Origin of the sequence: Rhodococcus sp. RCBS9, assembly GCF_029457415.1 — a bacterium.
GTDB classification, from domain to species: Bacteria; Actinomycetota; Actinomycetes; order Mycobacteriales; family Mycobacteriaceae; genus Rhodococcus_F; species Rhodococcus_F qingshengii.
In genome coordinates, this window is the sequence record NZ_CP120422.1 from 5,917,616 (window position 1) to 5,939,814 (window position 22,199).

General features: G+C 64.6%; 19 protein-coding genes. 12 read left to right on the top strand and 7 right to left on the bottom strand.

Translation table 11 applies throughout. The features are described 5' to 3' along the window. Window positions 1-13: 13 nt before the first annotated feature. The 3 genes from P0M12_RS27665 to P0M12_RS27675 are packed head-to-tail and all read left to right on the top strand — an operon-like array spanning window position 14 to window position 7,130. On the top strand, window positions 14-1,519 hold the full coding sequence (locus tag P0M12_RS27665) for a TIGR02677 family protein (protein WP_007733760.1): 1,506 nt from the start codon (window positions 14-16) through the stop codon (window positions 1,517-1,519). Beyond that, entirely contained in the window at window positions 1,516-2,958 is a 1,443-nt protein-coding gene (locus P0M12_RS27670; protein WP_277377137.1) for a TIGR02678 family protein, read from the top strand. Before P0M12_RS27665 ends, P0M12_RS27670 begins: the two co-directional genes overlap by 4 nt. Beyond that, on the top strand, window positions 2,955-7,130 hold the full coding sequence (locus P0M12_RS27675; protein WP_209447473.1) for a TIGR02680 family protein: 4,176 nt from the start codon (window positions 2,955-2,957) through the stop codon (window positions 7,128-7,130). Before P0M12_RS27670 ends, P0M12_RS27675 begins: the two co-directional genes overlap by 4 nt. Window positions 7,131-7,187: 57 nt before the next feature. On the opposite strand, the gene mshC is transcribed toward P0M12_RS27675, so the two are convergent. Both mshC and P0M12_RS27685 read right to left on the bottom strand, forming a co-directional pair. Further along, entirely contained in the window at window positions 7,188-8,429 is a 1,242-nt protein-coding gene (mshC, locus tag P0M12_RS27680; RefSeq protein WP_003946190.1) for a cysteine--1-D-myo-inosityl 2-amino-2-deoxy-alpha-D-glucopyranoside ligase, read from the bottom strand. Between the two features lie 10 nt (window positions 8,430-8,439). Next, entirely contained in the window at window positions 8,440-10,530 is a 2,091-nt protein-coding gene (locus P0M12_RS27685; protein ID WP_225320402.1) for an MMPL family transporter, read from the bottom strand. A 127-nt stretch (window positions 10,531-10,657) separates the two neighbouring features. Here P0M12_RS27685 and P0M12_RS27690 point away from each other — a divergent pair, with 127 nt between their 5' ends. Then, window positions 10,658-11,116: a MarR family transcriptional regulator gene (locus P0M12_RS27690; protein ID WP_042450996.1), complete on the top strand. Its 459-nt coding sequence runs from the start codon at window positions 10,658-10,660 to the stop codon at window positions 11,114-11,116. On the opposite strand, the gene P0M12_RS27695 is transcribed toward P0M12_RS27690, so the two are convergent. From P0M12_RS27695 to P0M12_RS27710, 4 genes are read right to left on the bottom strand one after another with little or no spacing between them, the layout of a single operon-like run. Beyond that, complete coding sequence (locus P0M12_RS27695; RefSeq protein WP_030537533.1) at window positions 11,113-11,919, bottom strand: SCO1664 family protein; 807 nt, start codon at window positions 11,917-11,919, stop codon at window positions 11,113-11,115. The two genes, P0M12_RS27690 and P0M12_RS27695, sit on opposite strands and share 4 nt — an antisense overlap. Window positions 11,920-11,923: 4 nt before the next feature. After that, window positions 11,924-12,523, bottom strand: coding sequence for a DUF3090 domain-containing protein (locus P0M12_RS27700; RefSeq protein ID WP_003946200.1), 600 nt, complete (start codon window positions 12,521-12,523; stop codon window positions 11,924-11,926). A gap of 55 nt (window positions 12,524-12,578) precedes the next feature. Continuing rightward, window positions 12,579-13,274 (bottom strand): histidine phosphatase family protein, encoded by a 696-nt coding sequence (locus tag P0M12_RS27705; protein ID WP_003946173.1) that lies wholly within the window; start codon window positions 13,272-13,274, stop codon window positions 12,579-12,581. A gap of 58 nt (window positions 13,275-13,332) precedes the next feature. Continuing rightward, window positions 13,333-14,178 carry an undecaprenyl-diphosphate phosphatase gene (locus P0M12_RS27710; RefSeq protein WP_030537531.1) on the bottom strand — a complete coding sequence of 282 codons (846 nt, stop codon included), beginning with the start codon at window positions 14,176-14,178 and terminating at the stop codon, window positions 13,333-13,335. A 228-nt stretch (window positions 14,179-14,406) separates the two neighbouring features. On the opposite strand from P0M12_RS27710, the gene P0M12_RS27715 reads away from it, so the two are divergent. From P0M12_RS27715 to P0M12_RS27735, 5 genes are all read left to right on the top strand, one after another. Next, window positions 14,407-15,342, top strand: coding sequence for an aldo/keto reductase (locus tag P0M12_RS27715; protein WP_003946175.1), 936 nt, complete (start codon window positions 14,407-14,409; stop codon window positions 15,340-15,342). A gap of 92 nt (window positions 15,343-15,434) precedes the next feature. Then, the gene (locus P0M12_RS27720) at window positions 15,435-16,121 is read left to right on the top strand and encodes a biliverdin-producing heme oxygenase (RefSeq protein ID WP_003946162.1); all 687 of its coding nucleotides are present in this window, start codon (window positions 15,435-15,437) and stop codon (window positions 16,119-16,121) included. Further along, on the top strand, window positions 16,118-17,125 hold the full coding sequence (locus tag P0M12_RS27725) for an ABC transporter substrate-binding protein (protein ID WP_003946195.1): 1,008 nt from the start codon (window positions 16,118-16,120) through the stop codon (window positions 17,123-17,125). Before P0M12_RS27720 ends, P0M12_RS27725 begins: the two co-directional genes overlap by 4 nt. 63 nt (window positions 17,126-17,188) lie before the next feature. Further along, on the top strand, window positions 17,189-18,286 hold the full coding sequence (locus P0M12_RS27730; protein ID WP_030537529.1) for an iron ABC transporter permease: 1,098 nt from the start codon (window positions 17,189-17,191) through the stop codon (window positions 18,284-18,286). After that, window positions 18,283-19,146: a heme ABC transporter ATP-binding protein gene (locus P0M12_RS27735; RefSeq protein WP_007733386.1), complete on the top strand. Its 864-nt coding sequence runs from the start codon at window positions 18,283-18,285 to the stop codon at window positions 19,144-19,146. Before P0M12_RS27730 ends, P0M12_RS27735 begins: the two co-directional genes overlap by 4 nt. Here P0M12_RS27735 and P0M12_RS27740 read toward each other — a convergent pair. After that, window positions 19,127-19,549 (bottom strand): hypothetical protein, encoded by a 423-nt coding sequence (locus P0M12_RS27740; protein WP_030537527.1) that lies wholly within the window; start codon window positions 19,547-19,549, stop codon window positions 19,127-19,129. The two genes, P0M12_RS27735 and P0M12_RS27740, sit on opposite strands and share 20 nt — an antisense overlap. Window positions 19,550-19,732: 183 nt before the next feature. Here P0M12_RS27740 and P0M12_RS27745 point away from each other — a divergent pair, with 183 nt between their 5' ends. The 3 genes from P0M12_RS27745 (at window position 19,733) to P0M12_RS27755 (ending at window position 22,152) form a co-directional block, all read left to right on the top strand. Next, window positions 19,733-20,758, top strand: coding sequence for a hypothetical protein (locus P0M12_RS27745; RefSeq protein ID WP_030537526.1), 1,026 nt, complete (start codon window positions 19,733-19,735; stop codon window positions 20,756-20,758). After that, a complete protein-coding gene (locus P0M12_RS27750; protein WP_003946171.1) occupies window positions 20,758-21,006 on the top strand; it encodes a DUF5703 family protein in 249 nt (82 codons plus the stop codon). Before P0M12_RS27745 ends, P0M12_RS27750 begins: the two co-directional genes overlap by 1 nt. 75 nt (window positions 21,007-21,081) lie before the next feature. Next, complete coding sequence (locus P0M12_RS27755; RefSeq protein WP_003946149.1) at window positions 21,082-22,152, top strand: quinone-dependent dihydroorotate dehydrogenase; 1,071 nt, start codon at window positions 21,082-21,084, stop codon at window positions 22,150-22,152. Window positions 22,153-22,199 lie beyond the last annotated feature (47 nt).

The window sequence follows — 22,199 nt, forward strand, 5'->3', positions numbered from 1 at the left end:
CGCCTACCCTGTCATGGTGGAAGAAACGAGTGCGCCAGATTACGCCGCGTACGCCGACACCAATCGACTGAAGCTGTTTTCGTTCACGATCGCGGAAAAACGGGCCGAGTACCTCTGGGTACTTCGTGCCTTCGACCATGCTCGCGCCAACTACACCGTCCTGCTGCATGCCGGAGCCGTCGCGCACATCCTCGAGAAGATCGGTGGATCGGATCCGGCGGCCGATCTGTCGGCAGCAGAGGTCACTCCCCTGTTGGATCAGCTCCACGTGTGGGAGATCCTCGAGCGCAGCTACGACGGCACCCGCGCGGCCACGCTGGCCGAGTACCGCAATCGCCACTTCGTCTACCAGTTCGGTCAGGCCGGATACCAGGTCTATCGATCAGTCGAAGACGTTCTCGCCGCACGCCTGGACTCGGCGTCGCTCTCGCGTCTCGCTTTGCCGGACCTGCTCGCAGACATGTCCGAACTCGCCGAGGCCAACCGAAGCTCCGACGGCGATCTGATCTTCCGCAAGCTCAAGCGCCTCGACTCGACACTCTCCGACATGGCTGATCGAGCCGCGCACTTCTATCTCACCCTCGGCGACCTCGTACGGACCACGGAGATCACTCCGCAGGCTTTCCTCACGCACAAGGACGCTCTGCTCACGCACATGCGGGAGTTCAGCTCCGATCTGGCGCGCTACGCCCCCAAGCTCAAGGAAGCGATCGAGCACGTCGAATCCACCGGGGTCGATCGCATGATCCGCCTCGCCGCCGCCAGTGACGAACGGGTGTTCGTCCCGATCACCGAACGCGAAGACGACTGGGCTGCGCGTTGGCGAGGATTGACCGCCTGGTTCGTCTCCGCGGAATCGGGGATCAGCGAGTCCGAGCGTCTACGTGAGGGCACGATGAGCGCGATCGCCGCGGTTCTGGCGCTCCTTCGCCGCGTCACGGAAACCCGTCGCGGCGGCGTCAGCCGTGAGAGCCAGCTCCGGCACCTCGCCGGTTGGTTCGCCGCCACGCCGTCCGAAGACGCAGCTCATGCTCTGTTCCAGGCAGTGTTCGACCTCGGTCGTCCACGCCATCTCTCGATGGTGCATCCGGACGCCGACATTATTTCGCACTCACGCTCGTGGTGGGAGGCACCGCCGGTCGAGATCGCGCGAACACTCGCCGAAACCGGCCGCCCGCCCTCACCCGGCTTGCCGAGCAAAGTCGCCCGCAACGACGGCAGCATCCGCCGCCTGCGCGAAGAGCAGTTGGCGGCGCAACGTACGCGCAGTGCCGCGGCGCAATCCCTCGCGTCGAACGGTGTTTATCAGCGCGAACTCAACGAGCAGGAGACCGAAGTTTTGCTGAGTCTGCTCAATGCAGCACTGACCGCGCGCGTTCCGGTGGTGGGACGCGTCAAGAGCTCCACCGGTAGTGAGAACGGGGTGAAGCTGACGCTCAGTCCCTCGGACGGTTCGACCACCATCAAGACTGCTCGCGGACGAATGCATCTCGACGGCATCGAGGTCAGTGTTCGATGAGAGCTCGCGAGATCACGCCCCTAGCCCTCGATTCGTACCAACGAGCGGCGCGTGTGATTCTGTCCAATCACCTGATCACCTCGACGTACCCGGATCGAATTGCGTTGCCGCTCTTGCGCCGTTGGGCCACCGAGCTACGTGACGACTTACTGGAGCTGTTCGGATACCGCCTCGAGGTGACAGAGACCACCGCTCGCCTGTTCACGGTGTCGGATCGGCTCAACCCGTCGGCACCGGCCAGAACTGCCTCCGAGCGAACCTTCGATCGCACGCGCTACGCCTACCTGGCGTTGTGCCTGGCCGCGCTGGGCCGCGCCGGAAACCAGATCACGTTGTCGGAGTTGGCCGATCACGTCGCGGCCGACGCCGCGCAGGTCGACGGCGTGGAACTCTCCACCGATCGTGCGTCGGACCGCGACGCCTTCGTCGATGCCGTCGGCTGGCTCGGCGTCCGGGGCGCCATCGCCCTCGCCGACGGTGACGCAAACGGCTGGGCGTCCAATCCCGAAGCGGGAGAAGCGCTCTACGACATCGATCGTTCCGTCGTCGTGGCCCTGTTCCGTCCGCCGCGCGCCCTGCAGCACCTGCACTCCATCCGAGGGCTGCTGGCGGCGGAGACCTCGAGCGCCTCCGAGGACGACGGAATTCCCTTGGACGCGAAAGAGATCGGACGCCGAGTGCGTCGGGCACTCGTCGAGCGCCCGGTCGTACTGGCCGGTGAACTCGATCAGCACGAATTGATCGCGTTGGCGCAGCCCAAGACCGCGTCGGAAGTCGAACTACTGACGGGGTTGGTGGCCGAGCGCCGCGCCGAGGGAATCGCGATGATCGATCCCACCGGCCGACTCTCCGACGTCCGCTTCCCGAGCACCGGAACGATCGCTCAGGTGGCACTTCTCCTGGCCGGCGAGATTGCCGACCGCGTACTCGACGTCGACGCTCCCGAACTGCCGAAACTTCCGATCCCGCACGTGTCGGACGATCACCTGATCGAACAACTCGATGCCGCCATCCCCGAGGCTGGAATCTTCGAGGACCTCGCCGACGAGGAAGAAGAATTCCCGCTTCCTGCCGGCGAACCGACCGAGCCACCGGAACCCGTCACGTACCCGAAAATCGACGACGACTGGCTCGCTGACAAGGTCACCGAGTTGGTGGACCAGTTCGGGCGAACTTTCGCGGCGCAGTGGCAGGCCGATCACAACGGGCTGCGCAAGCAGGCGCTCGGGTTGCTGCAACGTCTGCGCCTGACGCATGCGGTCGACGGCGGCGTACTGGTGTTGCCCGTCCTTGCCCGGTACCGCGACGTCGTGGTCTCCGTGCGCGAACGCGATCCTCAGATCGACTTCGCGGTGGACAACTCCGCACCGGATCCGGTCGACGAATTCGGCCCCGAACCTTCCCCCAACGGCGAACTATCAGAGGTAGAGAACGTATGAGCAACGCCCGCTTCCGACCTACTCGGGCTGGAATCATCAACCTCTGGGATTACCGAGACCAAGAGTTCTCGTTCGCCGACGGTCGACTGGTTCTGCGGGGACCCAACGGATCCGGCAAGACCAAGGCCCTCGAGGTCCTGTTCCCGTTCGTCTTCGACGGCCGCATCGAACCGCGGCGCCTCAACCCGTTCGCCGGTGAAGAGCGCACGATGAAGTCCAACCTGCTCTACCGCGGTCAGGACAGCGCGCACTCCTACGTGTGGATGGAGTTCTGCCGCGGCTCCCTCGAAGATCCCGAGTCGGTGACCGTGGGCATCGGCATGCGCGCAACCCGCACCAACGACAAGGTCACCCGCTGGTACTTCGTCGCCGACGGCCGCGTCGGAGTCGACTTCTCGCTGATCGGCAACGACGATCGTCCTCTCACCAAGAAGCAGTTGGCCGAACAACTCGGCAGCGATTCCATCACCGACCGTCCCCTCGACTACCGCACAGCCATCGACGCGCGAATGTTCGGTCTCGGTGTGCAGCGCTACGACCAGCTGATCAATCTCATTCTCACGCTTCGCCGCCCCCAGCTCGCGAAGAACCTCGACCCGAAGGGCCTTTCGCAGGCACTCACCGACGGTCTCCGTCCACTCGACGATCAGTTGGTCCTCGAAGCTGCGCGTTCGTTCAGCGACATGGAGGAAGTCGGCCGCGCGCTCGAGGGGCTCGCGGCCGCCGATCAGGCAGCCCAGAGTTTCATCGGGGTCTACACCAAGTACCTGCGTCAGCAGTCTCGCGGAGAGATCGAACAGGTCAGCACCCGCCTCGCAGCGGTCACCAGAGGTGTTGCCGCCATGGACGAGTCGTCGCTCGCCCAGACCCGCAGCCGTGAGGCGCGGGCAGCAGCCGAGGAGCGCTTCAACCAGGCCGAGCAGGCACTCGAGAACGCGCGCGCCAATGTCGAAGCACTGCAACGCTCGAGCGCGTACGAAGGCAAACAGCAACTCGACGACCTCGCCCAGGCCGTCGCGACGCTCAAGCTCTCGACCGAGCAGCAGGCAGACAAGTCCCGGAAAGCGCAGGCCGCACTCGCTCAACGCGGCGACGAAGCCGACAAGGCTGCATCGTCGGTCAAGCGTGCGGCCGAAGCACTCTCGCGCGCCGAGGACGAACTGCAGGCAGCAGCCGAGGACGCCGGCATCGTCTGGACTCCCCTGCCCGACGGCTCACGCAGTGACCAGATCACGGCAGCCGTCCGTGGCCATGCCGAGGAGCGTGACGGTGACGTACGCGTCGTCCGCACCGCACTGGCGACCGTCGAGAAGGCGGCGACCGAACGAACCCGGGCCGAAAACAGCTCTCGCCGTGGACAAGAGCTGCTCGAAGCGTCCAAGGCCGCGGTACTCGAGGGCGAAGCTGCCGTGGAACTCGCACGCAGTCAGTGCGCCAGCGGGCTGCGCGCGTGGTGGACCGATCACTCCTCCCTGTTTTCGGCTGTCGGCGCCGACACGTCGCTGTTCGAAGCTCTCGACGCGGCGCTCGCCGAAGTCGGCGACGAAGACGCTCCGGCGCTGTCCGCAGTTCTCGCCGAGCACACCGAGGCCGGCACCGAGACGCTGCGCGAGCGTCGACGTGAGGCCGAAGCTGAAATATCTGCATCACACGCCTCCATCGCGGCTCTCAAATCCGAGCGCAAGGCCGTCTCCGCGGAACACGACGACGCTCCGCCTGCCTTCCACGCACGCTCCGACAACCGCAGTGAACTGGGTGGTGCACCGCTATGGCAGTTGGTGCGCTTCGCCGATTCCGTCGAACCAGACGTGGCCACGGGAATCGAATCCGCACTCCAGGCGGCAAATCTGCTCGATGGCTGGGTCTGCCCGGACGAGAAGATTCCCGAGCACGTCAGCGAGCAGTTCCTGACGGCTCTGCCCGTCAAGCAGCGTCCGAAGGGACGAACGCTGGCCGACGTCCTCGAGGTCGAAGGCAATGCCGACGTACCCGACGCTCGGGTACAGGACATTCTCGCGTCGATCAGTCTCGTCGAGGCGCCAGGCGACTCCGATGCAAGCGTCGCGATCGGCGTCGACGGCCGCTTCTGGCAGGGCGTCGCGCGTGGCCGGCACGTCAAGGCCGATGCCGAGTACATCGGCACCACAGCACGGGCGCGTCGACGCGAGGCTCGGATCACCGAGATCGACGCGGCTCTGGAAGAACTTGCCGCGGCAGTCGATACGGCCAAGGCACTGGTGGCGCAGACCAACGAGCAACTGAGCCGGATCAACTCTGCGGCAAAGGAATTGCCGAAGACAGGTTCGATCCTGCGCGCACTCAAGACGGTCACCGAATCTGCCGGCGCACTCCGTACTCGCTCGGAGGCCACGGAAACGGCACAACGCGAACTCGATGCGGCGATCGCTGATCTCGCGGCGAAGGAAAAGCAACTCCGAGCGACGGCGTCGCAGCACCGGACGCCGCATATCGGCCGTGAACTCGACTCCCTCGCGGCGGCGATCCGTCATTTCGAGAAGCAGGGGGAACTGGCGCTGCGCTGCCGACGGGAGCATGCCAAGGAAGTCGAACTCGAACGCGAGTCTCGCGACCGTCTCGACGAATCACGCGCCAATGCGGAGGAATTCGCCGAGGAAGCCGCCATCGCCGAGGAGAGTCTGCTCCAGCAGGTGCAGCGTCTCGAGACGCTGCGCGACACCCTCGGTGCCAGCGCCGAGCAGATCGACCTGGACCTGGCAAAAGCCCGCGCGAAGATCGAAGAATGCAAGGTCGAACAGCGTGCGGCGCGAAAGGCGTACGACGCCGCCGTCCTCCAGATCGGCACGGCGGAGGGTGCATACAATACCGCCGTGGAGACCTTGCGTCACACCCTGACCGAAACCCGCAGTGATGCAGAGCGACTCGCACCCTACGCGCGCCCGGACCTTCTCGAGTTGTTGGGCGTCAAGGAACATCTGAGCTGGCCGGCCAGTTCAGCGGCGTGGATGAGCCCCGATCAGTTGGTCTACCGCATCCAGAACGAAGATCGCAGCGAGGACGCGGCCCACCCGCCTGTCCTCCCCGAAGACGTCGACAAGTTGTACCGAGCGCTCGAGGCTGCGACCTCGGCAGTCCGAGTCACCGACGGCGCCCGAAAGGCAACCCGCACGGCACTGACCTCGGCGCTGCAGGACTTCGACGCGCAACTCGCAGCAGCCGGACAGGACTACCGTCTGCAGTGGGATGCACCGGATGGGCTGACCGTCGTACGAGTCCAGGACGATCAGGGCTATTCGTCGATCGGCGAGTTCGCAACGCGGATCCACGACGCTCGCGGCGATCAGGAGCAGTTGCTCACCGAATCCGAGCGTCGCATTCTCGAAGATGCCCTGTTGACGGGATTGGCTCAGCAGATCCACGAGCGCACGGTCGACGCACGCGAGTTGATCGCACAGATGGGCACCGAGATGCGTGAGCGTCGGATGTCCTCAGGCAATACCATCGGCGTTCACTGGGTGCTCGCCGACAACCTCGACGACAGCTCGCGGGCGATCTCCAAGCTGCTGGATCGAGACGCGTCGGCCCTCGGCGTCGATGAACTGGCAACTCTGCGAGCACATTTCGCGACGCAGATCCGTACCGCCCGCGCGGCGCACCCCGAACGCTCGTACCCGGAGATTCTGTCCTCGGCGCTCGACTACCGTCAATGGCGCGTGTTCTCGTTCACCCTCATCAGCGGTGAGGGCAAGGAAGACCGTCTTACCGTCGCGCGGCACAGCGCGCTGTCCGGTGGCGAGCAGTCCGTCTCGCTGCACCTTCCTTTGTTCGCCGCGGCGCACGTCATGTTGGACTCGGCCGACCCGCACGCCCCGCGTCTGCTGGCACTCGACGAGGCCTTCGCCGGTGTCGACGACAACGGTCGCAGCGAGCTTCTCGGCTTGAGCGTTCAGTTCGACCTGGACCTCTTCATGACCGGCTACGACCTGTGGATCACATACGCAGACGTCCCCGGCTGTGCGCACTACGACCTCGCGCACTCCACGGCCGAACAGGCTGTCAGCGCCGCGCTGCTGGTCTGGTCGAACGGTGAGCTGCTTGCCGAGCACGACGGAACGGATCTGGCGAGGGCATTGGGCTCGCCGCTACGGCGCCGGGTGCCGACACCCGCCGAAGGTGCGTTGGACTACGCCTAGAAACTGCTGTGCGCCTTTATTAACCGCGGGCGGTTAACAAAGGCGCACAGCAGGGGTTCAGCGAAGCGAAATACCCAGTAGGGCGTCGACGGCATCGGCGAACTCGCCGGGTGCCTGCGTGTCGGATCCGCCGCCCTCGATGGCGCGGCGGGCCCAACCGTCGAGCGCGTCGAGCGCCTTCGGGGTGTCGAGATCGTCGGCCAGGTGCTGACGCAAACGCGCAACAGTGTCGGTGGCAGACGGCGCAGAACCGAGAGCCGCGGCCTCGCGCCACACCTTCAGGCGCGACTGAGCATCCGCGAGGACCTGATCAGTCCACGCGCGATCCTGGCGGTAGTGGCCGGACAGCAGTCCGAGACGGATTGCCGCTGGGTCCACCCCCTCACCGCGCAGCTTGGAAACGAAGACCAGGTTTCCGCGACTCTTCGACATCTTCTCGCCGTCGAGACCGATCATGCCGGTGTGCACGTAGTGCCGCGCGAAACGGCGATCACCCGTTGCCGATTCGGCATGCGCCGCCGAGAACTCGTGGTGCGGGAAGATCAGATCGCTGCCACCGCCCTGGACGTCGAAGCCGGAGCCGATGCGGTTGAGTGCAATGGCCGCGCATTCGATGTGCCAGCCGGGGCGCCCCGGCCCGAAGGGTGAGGGCCACGAGGGCTCGCCCGGACGCTCCGCACGCCAGACAAGTGCGTCGAGAGGATTGCGCTTTCCGACGCGATCGGGATCTCCGCCGCGTTCGGCAAAGAACTTCTCCATCGTCGCGCGGTCGTAGCCCGACTCGTAGCCGAACTGCTCGGTCGCGTCGGCACGGAAGTAGACGTCGGGGAACTCCGCGTCGTCGACGATGTACGCGGCGCCGGACGCCACGAACTTCTCCACCAACTCCACTACTTCGTTCACCGATTCGACGGCGCCGATGTAGTCCTTCGGCGGAAGCACACGCAGCGCTTCCATGTCCTCTCGGAAGAGTGCCGTCTCACGCATGCCGAGGACGATCCAGTCCTCGCCGTCGCGATTGGCTCGCTCGAACAGCGGGTCGTCCACGTCGGTCACGTTCTGGACGTAGTGGACATCGTGTCCGGCGTCGCGCCAGATTCGGTTCACGAGGTCGAACGTGAGGTACGTGGCCGCGTGGCCGAGGTGGGTGGCGTCGTACGGGGTGATGCCGCAGACGTACATCGTCGCCTTCTCGCCCGGGGTGACGGGGCGAACCTGACGGTCGGCTGTGTCGTACAGCCGCAACGGCGGCCCCTGACCGGGAACGGACGGGAGTGCGGTATCGGACCAAGACTGCATGCTGCCGAGCCTAGTGGAGACTGCTCTGAGGCTGGGAAGGTGCTGGCTGATCCTGCTCCGGTTCGGGCGTCGACGCGAGCTTGCTCGGCCACCAGATCTTCTGACCGATGTCGTAGGTCAAGGCCGGGACCAGCAAGGATCGGACGATCAGAGCGTCGAGCAGGACACCGAACGCCACGATGAACGCGATCTGGGCGAGGAACAACAGCGGGATCACCGCCAACGCCGAGAAGGTTGCTGCCAGAACAACTCCGGCAGATGTGATCACCCCGCCGGTCACCGTGAGTCCCCGCAGAGCGCCCGCCCTGGTGCCGATCTTCAGCGCTTCCTCACGCACCCTCGTCATGAGGAAGATGTTGTAGTCGATTCCCAGAGCCACGAGGAACACGAACGCAAAGAGCGGGACCACCGGATCCGCACCGGGGAAACCGAAGATGTGGTCGAACACCAGCGACGAAATGCCCAGTGTCGCAGCAAACGAGAGCACAACGGTGCCCATGAGAAGCAGCGGTGCGAGAAGCGAACGCAGCAAGAGCGAGAGAATCACGAACACCACGATGATCACCACGGGAATGATGAGTGTCCGGTCCCGTGTCGAGGTGGTCTTCGTGTCGAGGTCGGTCGCAGTGACGCCACCGACCAATGCGTCGGCGCCCTCCACTGAGTGAACTGCATCACGCAGTCGCACGATGGTGTCTTCGGCCTCGAGCGAGTCGGCAGCGTCAGTCAACGTCGCCTGCAGGGAGACTCGCCCGTCGACAACCAGAGGCGCTCCCCCGTTCTGCACGACGCTCACGTCGCTGACACCCTCCACGCGACTGGCTGCCGCAACGGCATCCACTTGGTCTGCATTCGCGATGACCACGGCCGGTGAACCCGAACCCGCGTCGAAGTGCTCGCCGAGAATCTCCTGGCCTGCAACCGAATCGACATCGAGCAAGAAGATGTCGGACGACGAGACACCGCTGGCTTTGAACTGCGGCATCATCATCGCGAAGATCACCAGCACCAGAGTCGACGCCACCCAGAAGCGGCGCGGATGCCTACCGATTCGAGCAGCGAGCCCGGCCCAGAACCGGTGATCGTTCGCCTCGTCGTGGTGCTCGCGGTCGGCATCGAACTTCGGCTTGGTCGGCCAGTACGCCGTCCTCCCGAACAGAACCAGGACAGCAGGTAGGAAGGTCATCGATGCGAGGAAGGACGCGGCGATACCGATGGCGGCCACCGGACCGAGTCCGCGGTTCGAGTTCAGGTCGGAGAGCAACAGGCACAGAACGCCCGCGATGACCGTTCCCGCAGACGCTGCGACAGGTTCGAGCGTCGCGCGCCACGCAGTGCGCATTGCTGCGTACTTGTCCTTCTCGATCCGCAGCTCTTCCCGATAGCGAGAGACCAGAAGCAGCGCGTAGTCGGTGGCGGCACCGAACACGAGGATGAACAGGATGCCCTGGCTCTGACCGTTCAGTGCGATGACGTCCGCGTCCGCGAGCAGATACACGAGCAAGCTCGACAATCCGAGTGCGAAGATCGCCGAGAAGATCACCACGAACGGCAGGATCGGGCTTCGGTAGACGATGATCAGGATCACGATCACGACGGATCCGGCTACCAACAACAGCAGTCCGTCGATACCGGCGAATGCTGCCGACAGATCCGCAACCTGCCCAGCGGGGCCGGTGACCTTGACTGTCAGTCCGTCAGGGCTCGACTCCAGCGCCGCGCGCAGCGCTTTCACGCTGTCCTTGACTTCGAGGGTGCTGTCGACCGGCAGGAACATCTGGAGTGCCTGGCCGTCGGCCGACGGGATCGGCGGCGATGACGCGTCACCGAATCCTTCGGTACCGACAAACGAATCGACGGTCTGGGACAGGAAGGTGGAGTCGGCGGGCTCGAGGCCACCCGGTCGTTCCGCCACGATGATGGCCGGCACGAAGCGCGTGTCCGTGAAGCTCTCTTGAAGCTTTGCCACCTCGGTCGCTTCGGCCGACGCGGGCAGGAACGACGTGTTGTCGTTCTGCTGCACCGTGCTGAGCTTTCCGGCGAACGGACCGCCGAATCCTCCGATTGCCAGCCAGCCGATCACGAGGAGAGCTGGCACAATCCATCGAAGGCGACGAACAGGACGATTTTGTACTGGTGTGCTCACTGGGTCTCCAGGGATCGGCAGCAGAGGACTTGCCGACTATTTTGTTCAGCATGCTGAGTAATTGCAAACGGAAGGCAGAAAAATGAGCAGCGACGGCCTGGACGACTGGCCCACCGGCCGGCTGTTGTCCACCGCTGCACGCCTGGTGGAGCACTCGTGGGAGAAGGTCTTGCGGTCTCAGGACATGACGCACGCGGGCCTGATCGTGCTCCACTCGATCGCCGGTGGGGCGGCGTCTCAACGCGACATCGCGAAGAACGCCCGAGTCACCGATCAGACGATGAGCCGCACGATCGACCGTCTCGAACGAGCGGGTTACGTCACTCGTGACACCGATCCGAGGGACGAGCGTCGGCGCGTGATCGCGATAACCGACGCCGGAAGACTGACGTACGAGCGACTACTGACGCTCGAGAAGGAAGATGCGGCGTTGACCGTCGGCGTCGGGGATGTCGCCGCGCTGCGCGAACAACTACTGCGATTGGTTCGCTCACCCGGATTGACGGCAACTCGCGAACAGCAGGAAACGTCTCGCGACTAGAAGGCCGGCCAGGGAATCGTTCGATGGCCGTTCGGCTCAGGCATCACCGCGGACTCGGCGAACTGCATCGCCCGCACCGCCAAGGCCACGATTTCCTCTTCGGTGATCAGTTCGGACAACTCGTCGCCGAGATCCCCGTCGAGAGTTGTCGCGAATTCGGCGACGTCGGCGATCAAAGCACCGGGTACGGGCTGCCCGGCCCACCCCCACAACACGGTCCGCAGCTTGTTCTCCGAGTGAAGACAGATTCCGTGATCAACGCCGTACACCGAGCCGTCGACGCCCTCGAGGGCGTGACCACCCTTGCGGTCGGCGTTGTTGATGAGGACGTCCAGAACGGCCATTCGCTGCAGCCGTGGATCGTCCGCATGGATCAGGGAGACGGGTTCACCCTCCGAGTCGAAGGCCTGCAGGACCTCGAACCACCCCGGCGGAACGTTGCCGGGACTGCACAGGTCCACCATCTCGAGTCCACCAGATCCATCCGCGCGGCGATCGACGGTGTCGATCCATCGCTGCACCATGCCTGGACCGAAAGGGCCGTCCCGCAACACTGTTCGCGGAATCACTCCCCAACCCAGCGCCTCGGACACGCGGTACGACGCGACCTCACGCCCCGCCAGAGTGCCGTCCGGGAAATCCCACAGTGGGCGTTCACCCCGGACCGGCTTGTAGACCACGCGGGTGGACTTCTCCCCCAGAGTCGACTCACATACCAGCGTGGCGTTGCTCGCCGTGGTGATCTGACCGATCAGAGTCAGATCACCCTCGAGCAGCACGTCCGGCACACCAGGTTCGGACACGACGTCAGACCTCGTCGTCGTCTGCGTCGTCGATCGCGAAACCGAAGGACTCGCCGCGTCGGTACCCATTGGTGCGGATGCAGACGTGCCCCTCGGGCGCCAACGGTTCACCACACAGCGGGCACGGCGCGCGTCCCGCCGCGATGACGCGTTCGGACCGCAGCGAAAACTCGCGCGCTTGCTCCGGAGTCAGGAACACACGGACCGCGTCCGGACCGTCGTCGGCGTCGTCGAGGACAACCGATTCGTCGAACTCCGTCTCGCTGACGGCAAGCAGCTCCACGACGACCGCGCCGGCATCGGCGTCCCAACCGAGCCCCATCGTGCCGACCCGGAACTCCGCGTCGAGCGGTGTGACCAGCGGGCTAAGGTCGGAGACGTCGTCGGCTTGTGGCGGAACCTCGGTTCCGAAGCGTCGATGCACCTCTTCGAGGAGTAAGCCCATGCGATCGGCGAGAACCTGAACCTGCTGCTTCTCGAGCAGCACACTCACCACCCGTGATTCGTGCACGGCCTGGAGATAGAAAGACCTGTCACCGGGTTCGCCCACCGTTCCTGCGACAAATCGGTCAGGAGTGCGAAATACGTGAATCGCGCGCGACATTGCACCTCCTCGAGTTCGAGCAGAACATCACTGAATACCCATTATCCGTCACAGCTCACGCACCGACCTCTCCGCCGGGGACGGACTCCTGCGCGGGAGCCGAACCGTTGGTCGCGGCCTTCGCTGCACCGATCGCGGCGAGCACGTCTCCGGTGTCGTTGACGCGAAGAACGAACGGCAGTGTCGCCGTGTAGCGAATCACACTGACCGAGGCGGGCTCGGCGACGATGCGCTGGAACGAATCGAGATGCATCGCAAACGCGTCGGCGAGAACCGATTTGATGACGTCACCGTGCGTGCACGCGATCCAGACGACGTCCTTGCCGTGTTCTTCGGCCAGCCGTGCGTCGTGCTCTCGGATCGCGGCAACGGCTCGCGCCTGTACCTGGGCCAGCCCTTCACCGCCGGGAAACACTGCACCGGAAGCGTGGCGCTGCACCACTTTCCAGAGCGGTTCTTCCAAGAGTTCCTTGAGCGGGCGACCCGTCCAGTCGCCGTAATCGACCTCGATGAGGCGATCCTCGACCACCGGCGTCAGACCACGGTCGACGGCAATGGGGCCGACCGTCTGCTCACACCGCAACAGCGGCGAGCGGACGATCTCCGCGATGTCCAGACCGACCAGCCGATCGACGACGCCTTCGGCCTGTTTCCGGCCGTGGTCGTCGAGTTCCACACCCGGCGTTCGACCGGCCAGGGTATGGGCAGTGTTGGACGTCGACCGCCCGTGCCGCAGTAGGACAACTGTCATTCCACAACCCTAATGGGGCGGTGGCCGCACGGACGGGTGGTCGACGTCGAAACGGGCCCTATGTCGCGGACACGACCCCTGTGGCCAGCAACGCAAGGACGACTACGCCGAGAGCGATTCTGTATCCGACGAACCAGTACATAGAGTGATCGACAACAAATCGAAGCAGCCAGGCGATCGCTGCGTAACCGACCGCGAAGGCGATGACGGTTGCCACCAGCAACTGCGGACCGCTCGCGTTCAGACCCTCACCGGCCGGCTCGAAGGCATCCGGGAGGCTGAACAAACCGGAGGCGAGAACTGCCGGAATCGCCAACAGGAACGAGTAACGGGCTGCGGCCTCACGGGTGAGTCCGAGGAAAAGGCCGGCACTGATCGTGCCACCCGAACGTGAGACACCCGGGATGAGCGCGAGCGCCTGAGCCGAACCCATGATGATGCCGTCGCGCGCTGTGAGCGATTCGATCGGGCGCGTCTTGCGTCCGTAGTACTCGGCAGCAGCGATGACGAGCGCGAACACGATCAGCATCGTGGCAATCAGCCACAGATTGCGTGCGCCGGTACGGATCTGGTCTTTGAAGAAGAACCCGAGGATGCCGACCGGGATGGTGCCGATGATGACGTACCAGCCCATCCGGTAATCGAGATCGCCCCGGTGCTCGGCATTGAACACACCTCGGAACCAGGCAGTGATGATCCTCACGATGTCGCGTGCGAAGTAGATCAGGACCGCCAACTCGGTGCCGAGCTGCGTCACCGCGGTGAACGACGCGCCGGCGTCACTGCCGAAGAATATCTCCGACACGATTCGCAAATGTCCGGAAGACGAGATGGGCAGGAACTCGGTCAAGCCCTGCACGAGGCCCAGGATCACGGCCTGGAGCCAGGTCATCGCTTCGCCCATCACTCACCGATCCCGGCTGATTCGAATGGGGTTACTGCACACAGGTTTCGTGTGTCGGGTTCACGTTTCACCGGCGCCACGCTACCGGGGCCCACGGCGCCGCGCCGCGCCCGGCACGTCCGTGTCCGAATACCCCGACTCGAGGCGAGCGCCTACTAGTCTGCACGTGGTGAGATCTCTCGGGTGCCGCACTTGCGCACACGAGTCGGGCGCGAGATGCAGGCGGTTATGAAGCACAGATCTGTCGGAACGAGCGGACTTCGGGTCTCGCGACTTGGGCTCGGCACACTGACATGGGGACGCGACACGGACGGCGACGAGGCTGCTGCGCAGCTACTCGCGTTCGCCGAGGCCGGCGGAACCCTGGTCGACACCTCGCCCGCCTACGGCGCCGGTGCGGCGCAACGAATCCTCGCCGAGTTGCTCGACGACGTCGTTCCACGTGACGAACTCATCATCAGCTCGAGCGCCGGCATCGACCCCACACCGATCGGCACCGACCGCGTCGACTGCTCGCGGCGCGGATTGCTCCGCCAGCTCGACGCGACTCTTCGTGAACTCGGAACCGACTTCCTCGACATGTGGCAGGTCGCAACCTGGGATCCGCTCACGCCTGTCGACGAGGTTGCAGCAACCCTCGACTACGCCGTCTCGAGCGGCAAGGTGCGGTACGTCGGAGTTCGCGGCTACCTCGGCTGGCAGCTCGCGACGGCCGTAGGAGCCGGTGGCGCAACAACACTCGCCGCGACGCAGGCCGAGTACTCGTTGCTCGCACGCGGCGTCGAGGAAGAATTGTTCGCAGCGGCGGCCCATCACGGCGTCGGAGTGTTCGCCGCAGTACCCCTCGCGGGTGGTGTGCTGACCGGCAAGTACCGCGACGGCATTCCCGTCGATTCCCGCGGCGCCGACGAAGCACATTCGCAGGATGTGCAGAGCTATCTGACCGATTCCTCGATCCGGGTGGTCGACGCAGTCGTTACCGCTGCCGACGGTCTGGGTACTTCCCCACTGGCGGTGGCACTGGCCTGGGCGCGCGATCGCGCCGGGGTGGCCAGCGCCGTCGTCGGCACGCGTGATCTCGCCCAGTTGACAGGAGTACTGGCAACCGAAGAATTGGAACTTCCGAAAGCGATTGCCGCGGCTCTCGACGATGTGAGCGCTTGATCTGTCCCGCTGATCGAAATACCGGAGGTATCGTGTTGGCGAGGGCAGGCTAACCTAGTAGGCAACGCTTGACTACAGCCTCAGGAGAATCAATGACCACGCTCGACGTAGACAGCCTTTCCGCAGACGCAGGCCCAGCCTTCTCCGAACGAATCAAGACCGAGACGGACGCAGCACACCGCGAGACGGAGCAGTCGCGATTCGTAGGCGCACTACTCGGCGGTGAGCTGACCACGGCTGGCTACGCCGCACTTCTGGGACAGACGTACCTCGTCTACACGAGCCTCGAAGAGGCCGGCCGCACACACGCCGACAACGAGTTGGTCGCCCCGTTCCTGTCCGAGGATCTGTTGCGCGTGGCTTCACTCGAGGCCGATCTCGAGTTCCTCGGCGGACCGAACTGGCGCGACGAACTCGTGGCACTGCCGGCAACCGAGCGCTACATCGCCCGCCTGAAGGAGGTGGCGTTCGACTGGCCTGCCGGCTTCGTCGCACATCACTACCTTCGGTACATGGGCGATCTCTCGGGCGGACAGATCATCCGCCGGATGCTCGAACGCGCCTACGGATTCGAGACCGACGGACTTCGCTTCTACATCTTCGAAGGCATCCCCAAGCCGAAGCCTTTCAAGGACGACTACCGCTCGAATCTGGATGCACTGCAGATTCCCGCCGAGGAACAGCAGCGTTTCATCGACGAGGTGAATCTGGCATACCGCCTCAACGGCGACCTGTTCGCCGACCTCGAAGGCGACATCGAGAGCTACCTCGTCAAATGATGAAGCGCTTGGCCGCGGCGGCTCTGGTCGCAGCAGCCGGTTTCGGTCTGGTGGCTTGCGGTCCCAGCGACAATTCCACGACATCTCAGGGTGCCAGGACCGCGGTACTCGAAGATTCCAGCCCGGTTCCCGTGTCCGACAACCCGACCGCGACACTGCCCGTGACGGTGAAGAGCTTCGACGGCGTCGACGTGACCATCACCGACAACAGCCGGATTGTTGCGGCCGACCGCTACGGGACGCTCGCGACGACGACGGTGGCGCTCGGCCTCGGTGACAATCTCGTCGGCCGCGACACCGCCGCCAAGTTCCCCGCAGTCGCGGACGTGCCGGTTGTCACGGTCGGCGGCCAATCGCTCAACACCGAGGCAATTCTCGACCTCAATCCCACCGTTGTTCTCACCGACACCAGTATCGGGCCCAAGAGCGTCCAGGATCAGTTGCGCGCCGCCGGTGTTCCCGTCGTCTTCTTCGATCCGACCCGAACACTCGAGGGTGTGCCGGGACAACTCCAGGCCGTCGCCGACGCGCTCGGCGTCCCCGCCCAGGGCGCGGCGCTGGTCGATCGGACCGAATCGGAAATCGCTGGAGCTCGTGACCTGGTCCCCACCGAGGGCGATCCACTGAAAATCGCATTCCTCTACATGCGCGGATCGGCCATCACCATGATCGGCGGTGAAGGGTCCGGAGCAGATTCCTTGATCGAGGCACTCGGCGCCACCGATGCAGGAACCGCCTCGGGCATCACACAACAGTTCGTGCCCATCACCAGCGAAGCGCTCATCGCCGCAGCGCCTGACGCCCTGCTGATGATGACGGACGGATTGGCATCGATCGGCGGAATCGACGGCCTCGAAAAGGTCCCTGGCATCGCTCAGACGCCGGCTGGAAAGAACAAACGAGTAGTCGACATGGCGGACGGTGTACTGCTCAGCTTCGGGCCGAACACCGGACGCGTCATGGCGGCACTCGCCGAAGCGATCTACGAGCCCGGTGGATCGTGAGCAAAGATTCGTGAGTGCTGATTCGTGAGTACAGAGACAGGTAGTTCCGAAGCAGGTAAGACTGTGTCCGCAGCCGAGGATTCACACGACGTCGGGGGCGCCGACAAGTCGGCGTCTGGCCCCGCGTCGCGGTCGCGGGTGAGTGCGGTTCTGGTCAGCTTGACTCTCGCCCTGGTGATCGTTGCGGTGCTGTCGGCGTGCATCGGTCAAGTTCCGACGTCGCCACTCGAGGTTTTGGGCAGCATCCTGCATCGCATCGGGCTCGACCTCGGTCCGATGCCCGCCCATCCCAGCGGTGAAGTGACTTTGTGGGAGGTTCGATTCCCCCGCGTCGTGCTCGCCATCTGTGTCGGCGCGGCGCTGGGATGTTCCGGTGCGCTCCTGCAGGGTGTGTTCTCCAATCCGCTCGCAGAACCCGGAGTGATCGGAGTGTCTGCGGGCGCGGCAGTTGGCGCGAGTGCTGTCATCGTCGTCGGGGGAACGTTCGTGGCCGGCTGGGCCGTTGCTGCGGCTGCGTTCGTCGCCGGGCTGGTCACCACCGCGGCGGTCTACCTGCTGGCTCGGCACGAAGGCCGAACGGAAGTAGTGACGTTGGTGCTGACGGGCGTCGCGATCAACGCGTTCGCCGGCGGGCTCATCGCGTTCTTCACCTTCGTCGCCAGCCCGTCCGCTCGCGATCAGATCGTGTTCTGGCAACTCGGCTCACTCAACGGCGCTTCCTGGAACGCAGTCCTGATCGTGGCGCCGATGACCGTCGTCGGGATCGCCGCGACCATGATGATCGCCCCACGTCTCGACCTGCTGGCGCTCGGTGAACACGCGGCCCGTCATCTGGGCGTCAACGTCGAACGGCTTCGCCAGTTCGCGGTACTGATCGTCGCTCTCTTGGTCTCGGCGAGTGTTGCCTTCACCGGCATCATCCTCTTCGTCGGTCTGGTCGTTCCGCACCTGATGCGCATTCTCGTCGGACCTGGCCACCGCGCGCTGATTCCGGCGAGCGCCCTCGCCGGCGCACTGGTTCTGCTTGTCGCAGATCTGGGCTCGCGGTCGCTGATCGACAACGCAGACCTGCCCCTCGGAATGCTGACCGCTCTGGTGGGCGGCCCCTTCTTCTTCTGGCTTCTCCGACGCACGCGCGCGCAACAGGGCGGGTGGGCATGAGCAGCCTCGTAAGAAACTGGCGCGAACTGTTCGGCCGCGTCACCCCCGAACCGAAGAGCCCAGCCGTCGGTGATGTCACCCTCGAGGCGCGCGACATCACCGTCGAACGCGGTGGTCGGCAGATTCTGGAAGGCGTGTCCATCGAAGTCCGGGCAGGCGAGCTAGTCGTTCTCGTCGGACCGAACGGCGCCGGTAAGTCGACTCTTCTTGCGGCGTTGGCCGGTGATCAGCCCGTCATCGCTGGGCGGGTGGACGTTGACGGCACCGACCTCACTCAGTGGTCGCCGATCGACATGGCGCGCCGACGCGCGGTGCTCCCCCAGAAACACACCATCGGATTTTCGTTCAGCGCTCGCCAGGTGGTTCGTATGGGACGTGCGCCATGGACCGGAACTCGCCGAGAAGACCGCGACGGCGCTGCTATCACCGCGGCGATGAAGACCTGCGATGTCGAGGGGTTCGCCAATCGGCCGTTCGCCGTGCTGTCCGGCGGCGAGCAAGCGCGGGTCGCGCTGGCCCGGGTACTGGCACAGGAAACGTCGACCATCCTGCTGGACGAGCCGACTGCAGCTCTCGATCTCGGACACCAGGAGGCGGTGATGTCCGTGGCGCGCGCTCGCGCTGCGGACGGCGATGCCGTCGTCGTCGTTTTGCACGACCTCGCGTTGGCAGCGGCGTACGCGGATCGGATCGTCGTGCTCGAAAACGGCCGCATCGCCGCTGACGGTCCCCCGGAATCGGTGTTGCACGAAGAGCTTCTGACCCGCGTCTACGGTTATCCGGTCGAGGTGTTCCCGCATCCGACAACCGGAGCAACGCTGGTCATCCCGCGCCGAGAATTCACCGAACAGAATCGATGATCGATCCCAGCCTGTTCAGGACGGCTCTCACCGTCGGCAGGCTGCGGCCGTCGCCGTCACGAACTCCGTCACCGGGACCGGGCTGTGACCAATCAGCCTCCGTGGACAGAACTGCGTCGCGGACCACACCGGCGATGCTTCGCTCGTCGGTCAGATCGATGTCGGTCACCGATCGCTCCGCGGTGGCGACAACGTCTGCAGGGGTCGGCACACTGTGCTCGCAGTATTCGCCGTATACCTCGACGAACAGCATGCTCTTTCGTACGCGGAACGCGAAAGTTCGACCGTCGGACCTGCCGAAACCGTGTGCGTGAGCGCCGACGGTGAGGTCCTCGATCTCGAAGCCCGGCCGCGCCGGTTCGGGCGACTGCGCGCCGGAATCGGTGGGTTCTGTGGGAATCACAATGATCTCCTCGGTGATTGCAGCGTCAACCGCAATCGCTGTTCGTACGGTATCGCGTCAAGGGTGTGAGCGGAATGGTCGGTAGTTCCTCGACGCGATGAACGGCGCCCGACTGCGATCAGGGATGATCGATGACAGTCGCACTGCGTGAAGAACAGATGACAAGAAAAAGAGGAACTACACATGGCTCGCCTAGGGATCCGCACCACTGCAGCAGCAATGGGGGCGGCGGTTCTGCTGGTCACAGGATGTTCTTCCGGAGATGGCGGAGACGACCTCATCACGATCGATCCCGCAACGGCAGCGGTCTCACCGGCCACCACCAGCACCCCGGACGGCGTGGTTCACCCGTATTCAGGTCTGATCGATTCCATCACATTCGACCCGATCACGCGCAGCGCCGTTCTGGTTGCCAACGACCCCCGATCGGTGCTGGTCGTTTCTTCGGACAGTTTGGCCGGCGCCGACCCCGCCTCTGCAGGTCGTCCGACAGCCCTGGATTCCGACGTACGTGACGTTTCGATCGGCTCTGACGGTAGCGCTCTTCTGTCGATGGATCGCCAGGTCGTGAAGCTGAATCTGACTTCGGGCGAACAGACGTCCATCCCGGTAGACGGGCAGGCGAATTCAGCGGTCGAACTCAACGACGGCCGCATCGCGATCGGCACGGACAATGGCTCAGTTCACATCGTCGACCCGAAGACCGATCAGTCACAGACGGTTTCGGGATTCGCGTCCGTCGACGAACTCGCGGTCACCGGCGACAACCTGAGCGCCCTCGATCACCGTCAGACCTCGCTGACGGCGATCAACCTCGAAGACGGCAAACTCGGCGTCGCTCTCCGCGCCGGTGAGGGCGCAACTCATCTGGCCACCGATCGCTTCGGACGCATTCTGGTCACCGACACCACCGGCAACGAACTGCTCGTCTTCACTGCCGATCCGCTCCTGATGCACCAGCGCTACCCCGTCGGCGAGTCGCCGTACGCCGTTGCCTACGACGAGGCCGCGGATCGGGTGTGGGTCACGCTGACCGCGACCAACGAAGTGGTCGGCTTCGATCTGTCGTCCGGCATCCCCGTGGAGACCGGACGGTTCAAGACGGTGCGACAGCCGAATTCGTTGGCCGTAGACTCTTCCAACGGCAATCTGATCGTCGGATCGGCAACCGGTGACGGGCTGCAGGTCATCCCGTCACGGGAGAACTGATGGAAAAGCGTACGCGCGGGATCCCCGCGCAGTGGGAGACGTCGGACGACAAGTTCGACTATGTGCCACTTCGACTACCGCCGAACGTTTCGCGGGTCACGGCGTCGATGCGTCTGGCGATCTCCGCCGAGTTCGGCGGATGGGAACTCTCCCGAGTCCGTCTCTACCCCGACGGCAGTCGTCGCGTGCTCCTCAAGCGAAAGAAGACGCCGCTGCACGTGACCGATCCGGACGGCATTCAGCACTGATCGTTCAACAGACGACCAGGGCCCGCCGCTGTCGAAACCGCTGACAAAATCACACCATCGAAGAGCTGGAGAATCGTGTACCAACTGCTGCTGAGCCTGATGTTCCGGGTCCCACCGGAACGCATCCACCACATTGCCTTCACCGCGATGAAACTGGTGACACGGTTCGCTCCCCTTCGCTGGCTGGTCGCAAAAGTCCTTGTCGTCGACGACCCGGTTCTGCGGAGTCAGGCATTCGGTCTGACGTTCCCGGCACCTCTCGGCCTCGCCGCAGGATTCGACAAGGACGCCACCGGCGTCGACGCCTGGGGCCCGTTGGGATTCGGTTTCGCCGAGGTCGGAACAGTGACGGCCCAGGCTCAGCCCGGTAACCCCGCGCCGCGTCTCTTCCGTCTTCCGGCCGACCGCGCTCTGATCAACCGGATGGGCTTCAACAACCACGGCGCTGGTCACGCGGCGAATTTCCTGCGACAGCGCCGCGTCACGGTGCCGATCGGTGCCAACATCGGCAAGACCAAGATCGTCGAAGCCGCCGACGCCGCTGCCGACTACACCGCCAGCGCGCAGCTTCTGGGTCCGCTGGCCGACTTCATGGTCGTGAATGTCAGCTCGCCGAACACACCTGGACTCCGTGATCTGCAGGCCGTCGAATCACTGCGCCCGATCCTGCAGGCCGTGCTCGACACCGTCAGCGTGCCGGTACTGGTGAAGATCGCGCCCGACCTCTCGGACGAGGACGTCGACGCGGTCGCCGATCTGGCAATCGAACTCGGACTTGCCGGAATCGTCGCGACCAACACCACGATCCGTCGCGACGGTTTGAAGACCCCGGACGCCGAGGTAGCTGCACTCGGCGCAGGCGGGCTGTCCGGTGCACCGGTCGCCGAGCGCTCACTCGAAGTACTTCGGCGCCTGTACGCCCGAGTGGGCGACAAGATGACCATCATCTCGGTCGGCGGTATCGAGACGGCCGATCAGGCGTGGGAACGGATCCTCGCCGGCGCGACGCTGGTGCAGGGATACACCGGCTTCATCTACGGCGGACCGTTCTGGGCTCGCAGCATCCACAAGGGGATAGCCAAGCGGGTCCGCGCAGCGGGTTTCTCGTCGATCGCCCAGGCTGTGGGAGCTGAGAACCCTCGCTAGAGAGTGCTGTGCGCCTTTATTAACCGCCCGCGGTTAATAAAGGCGCA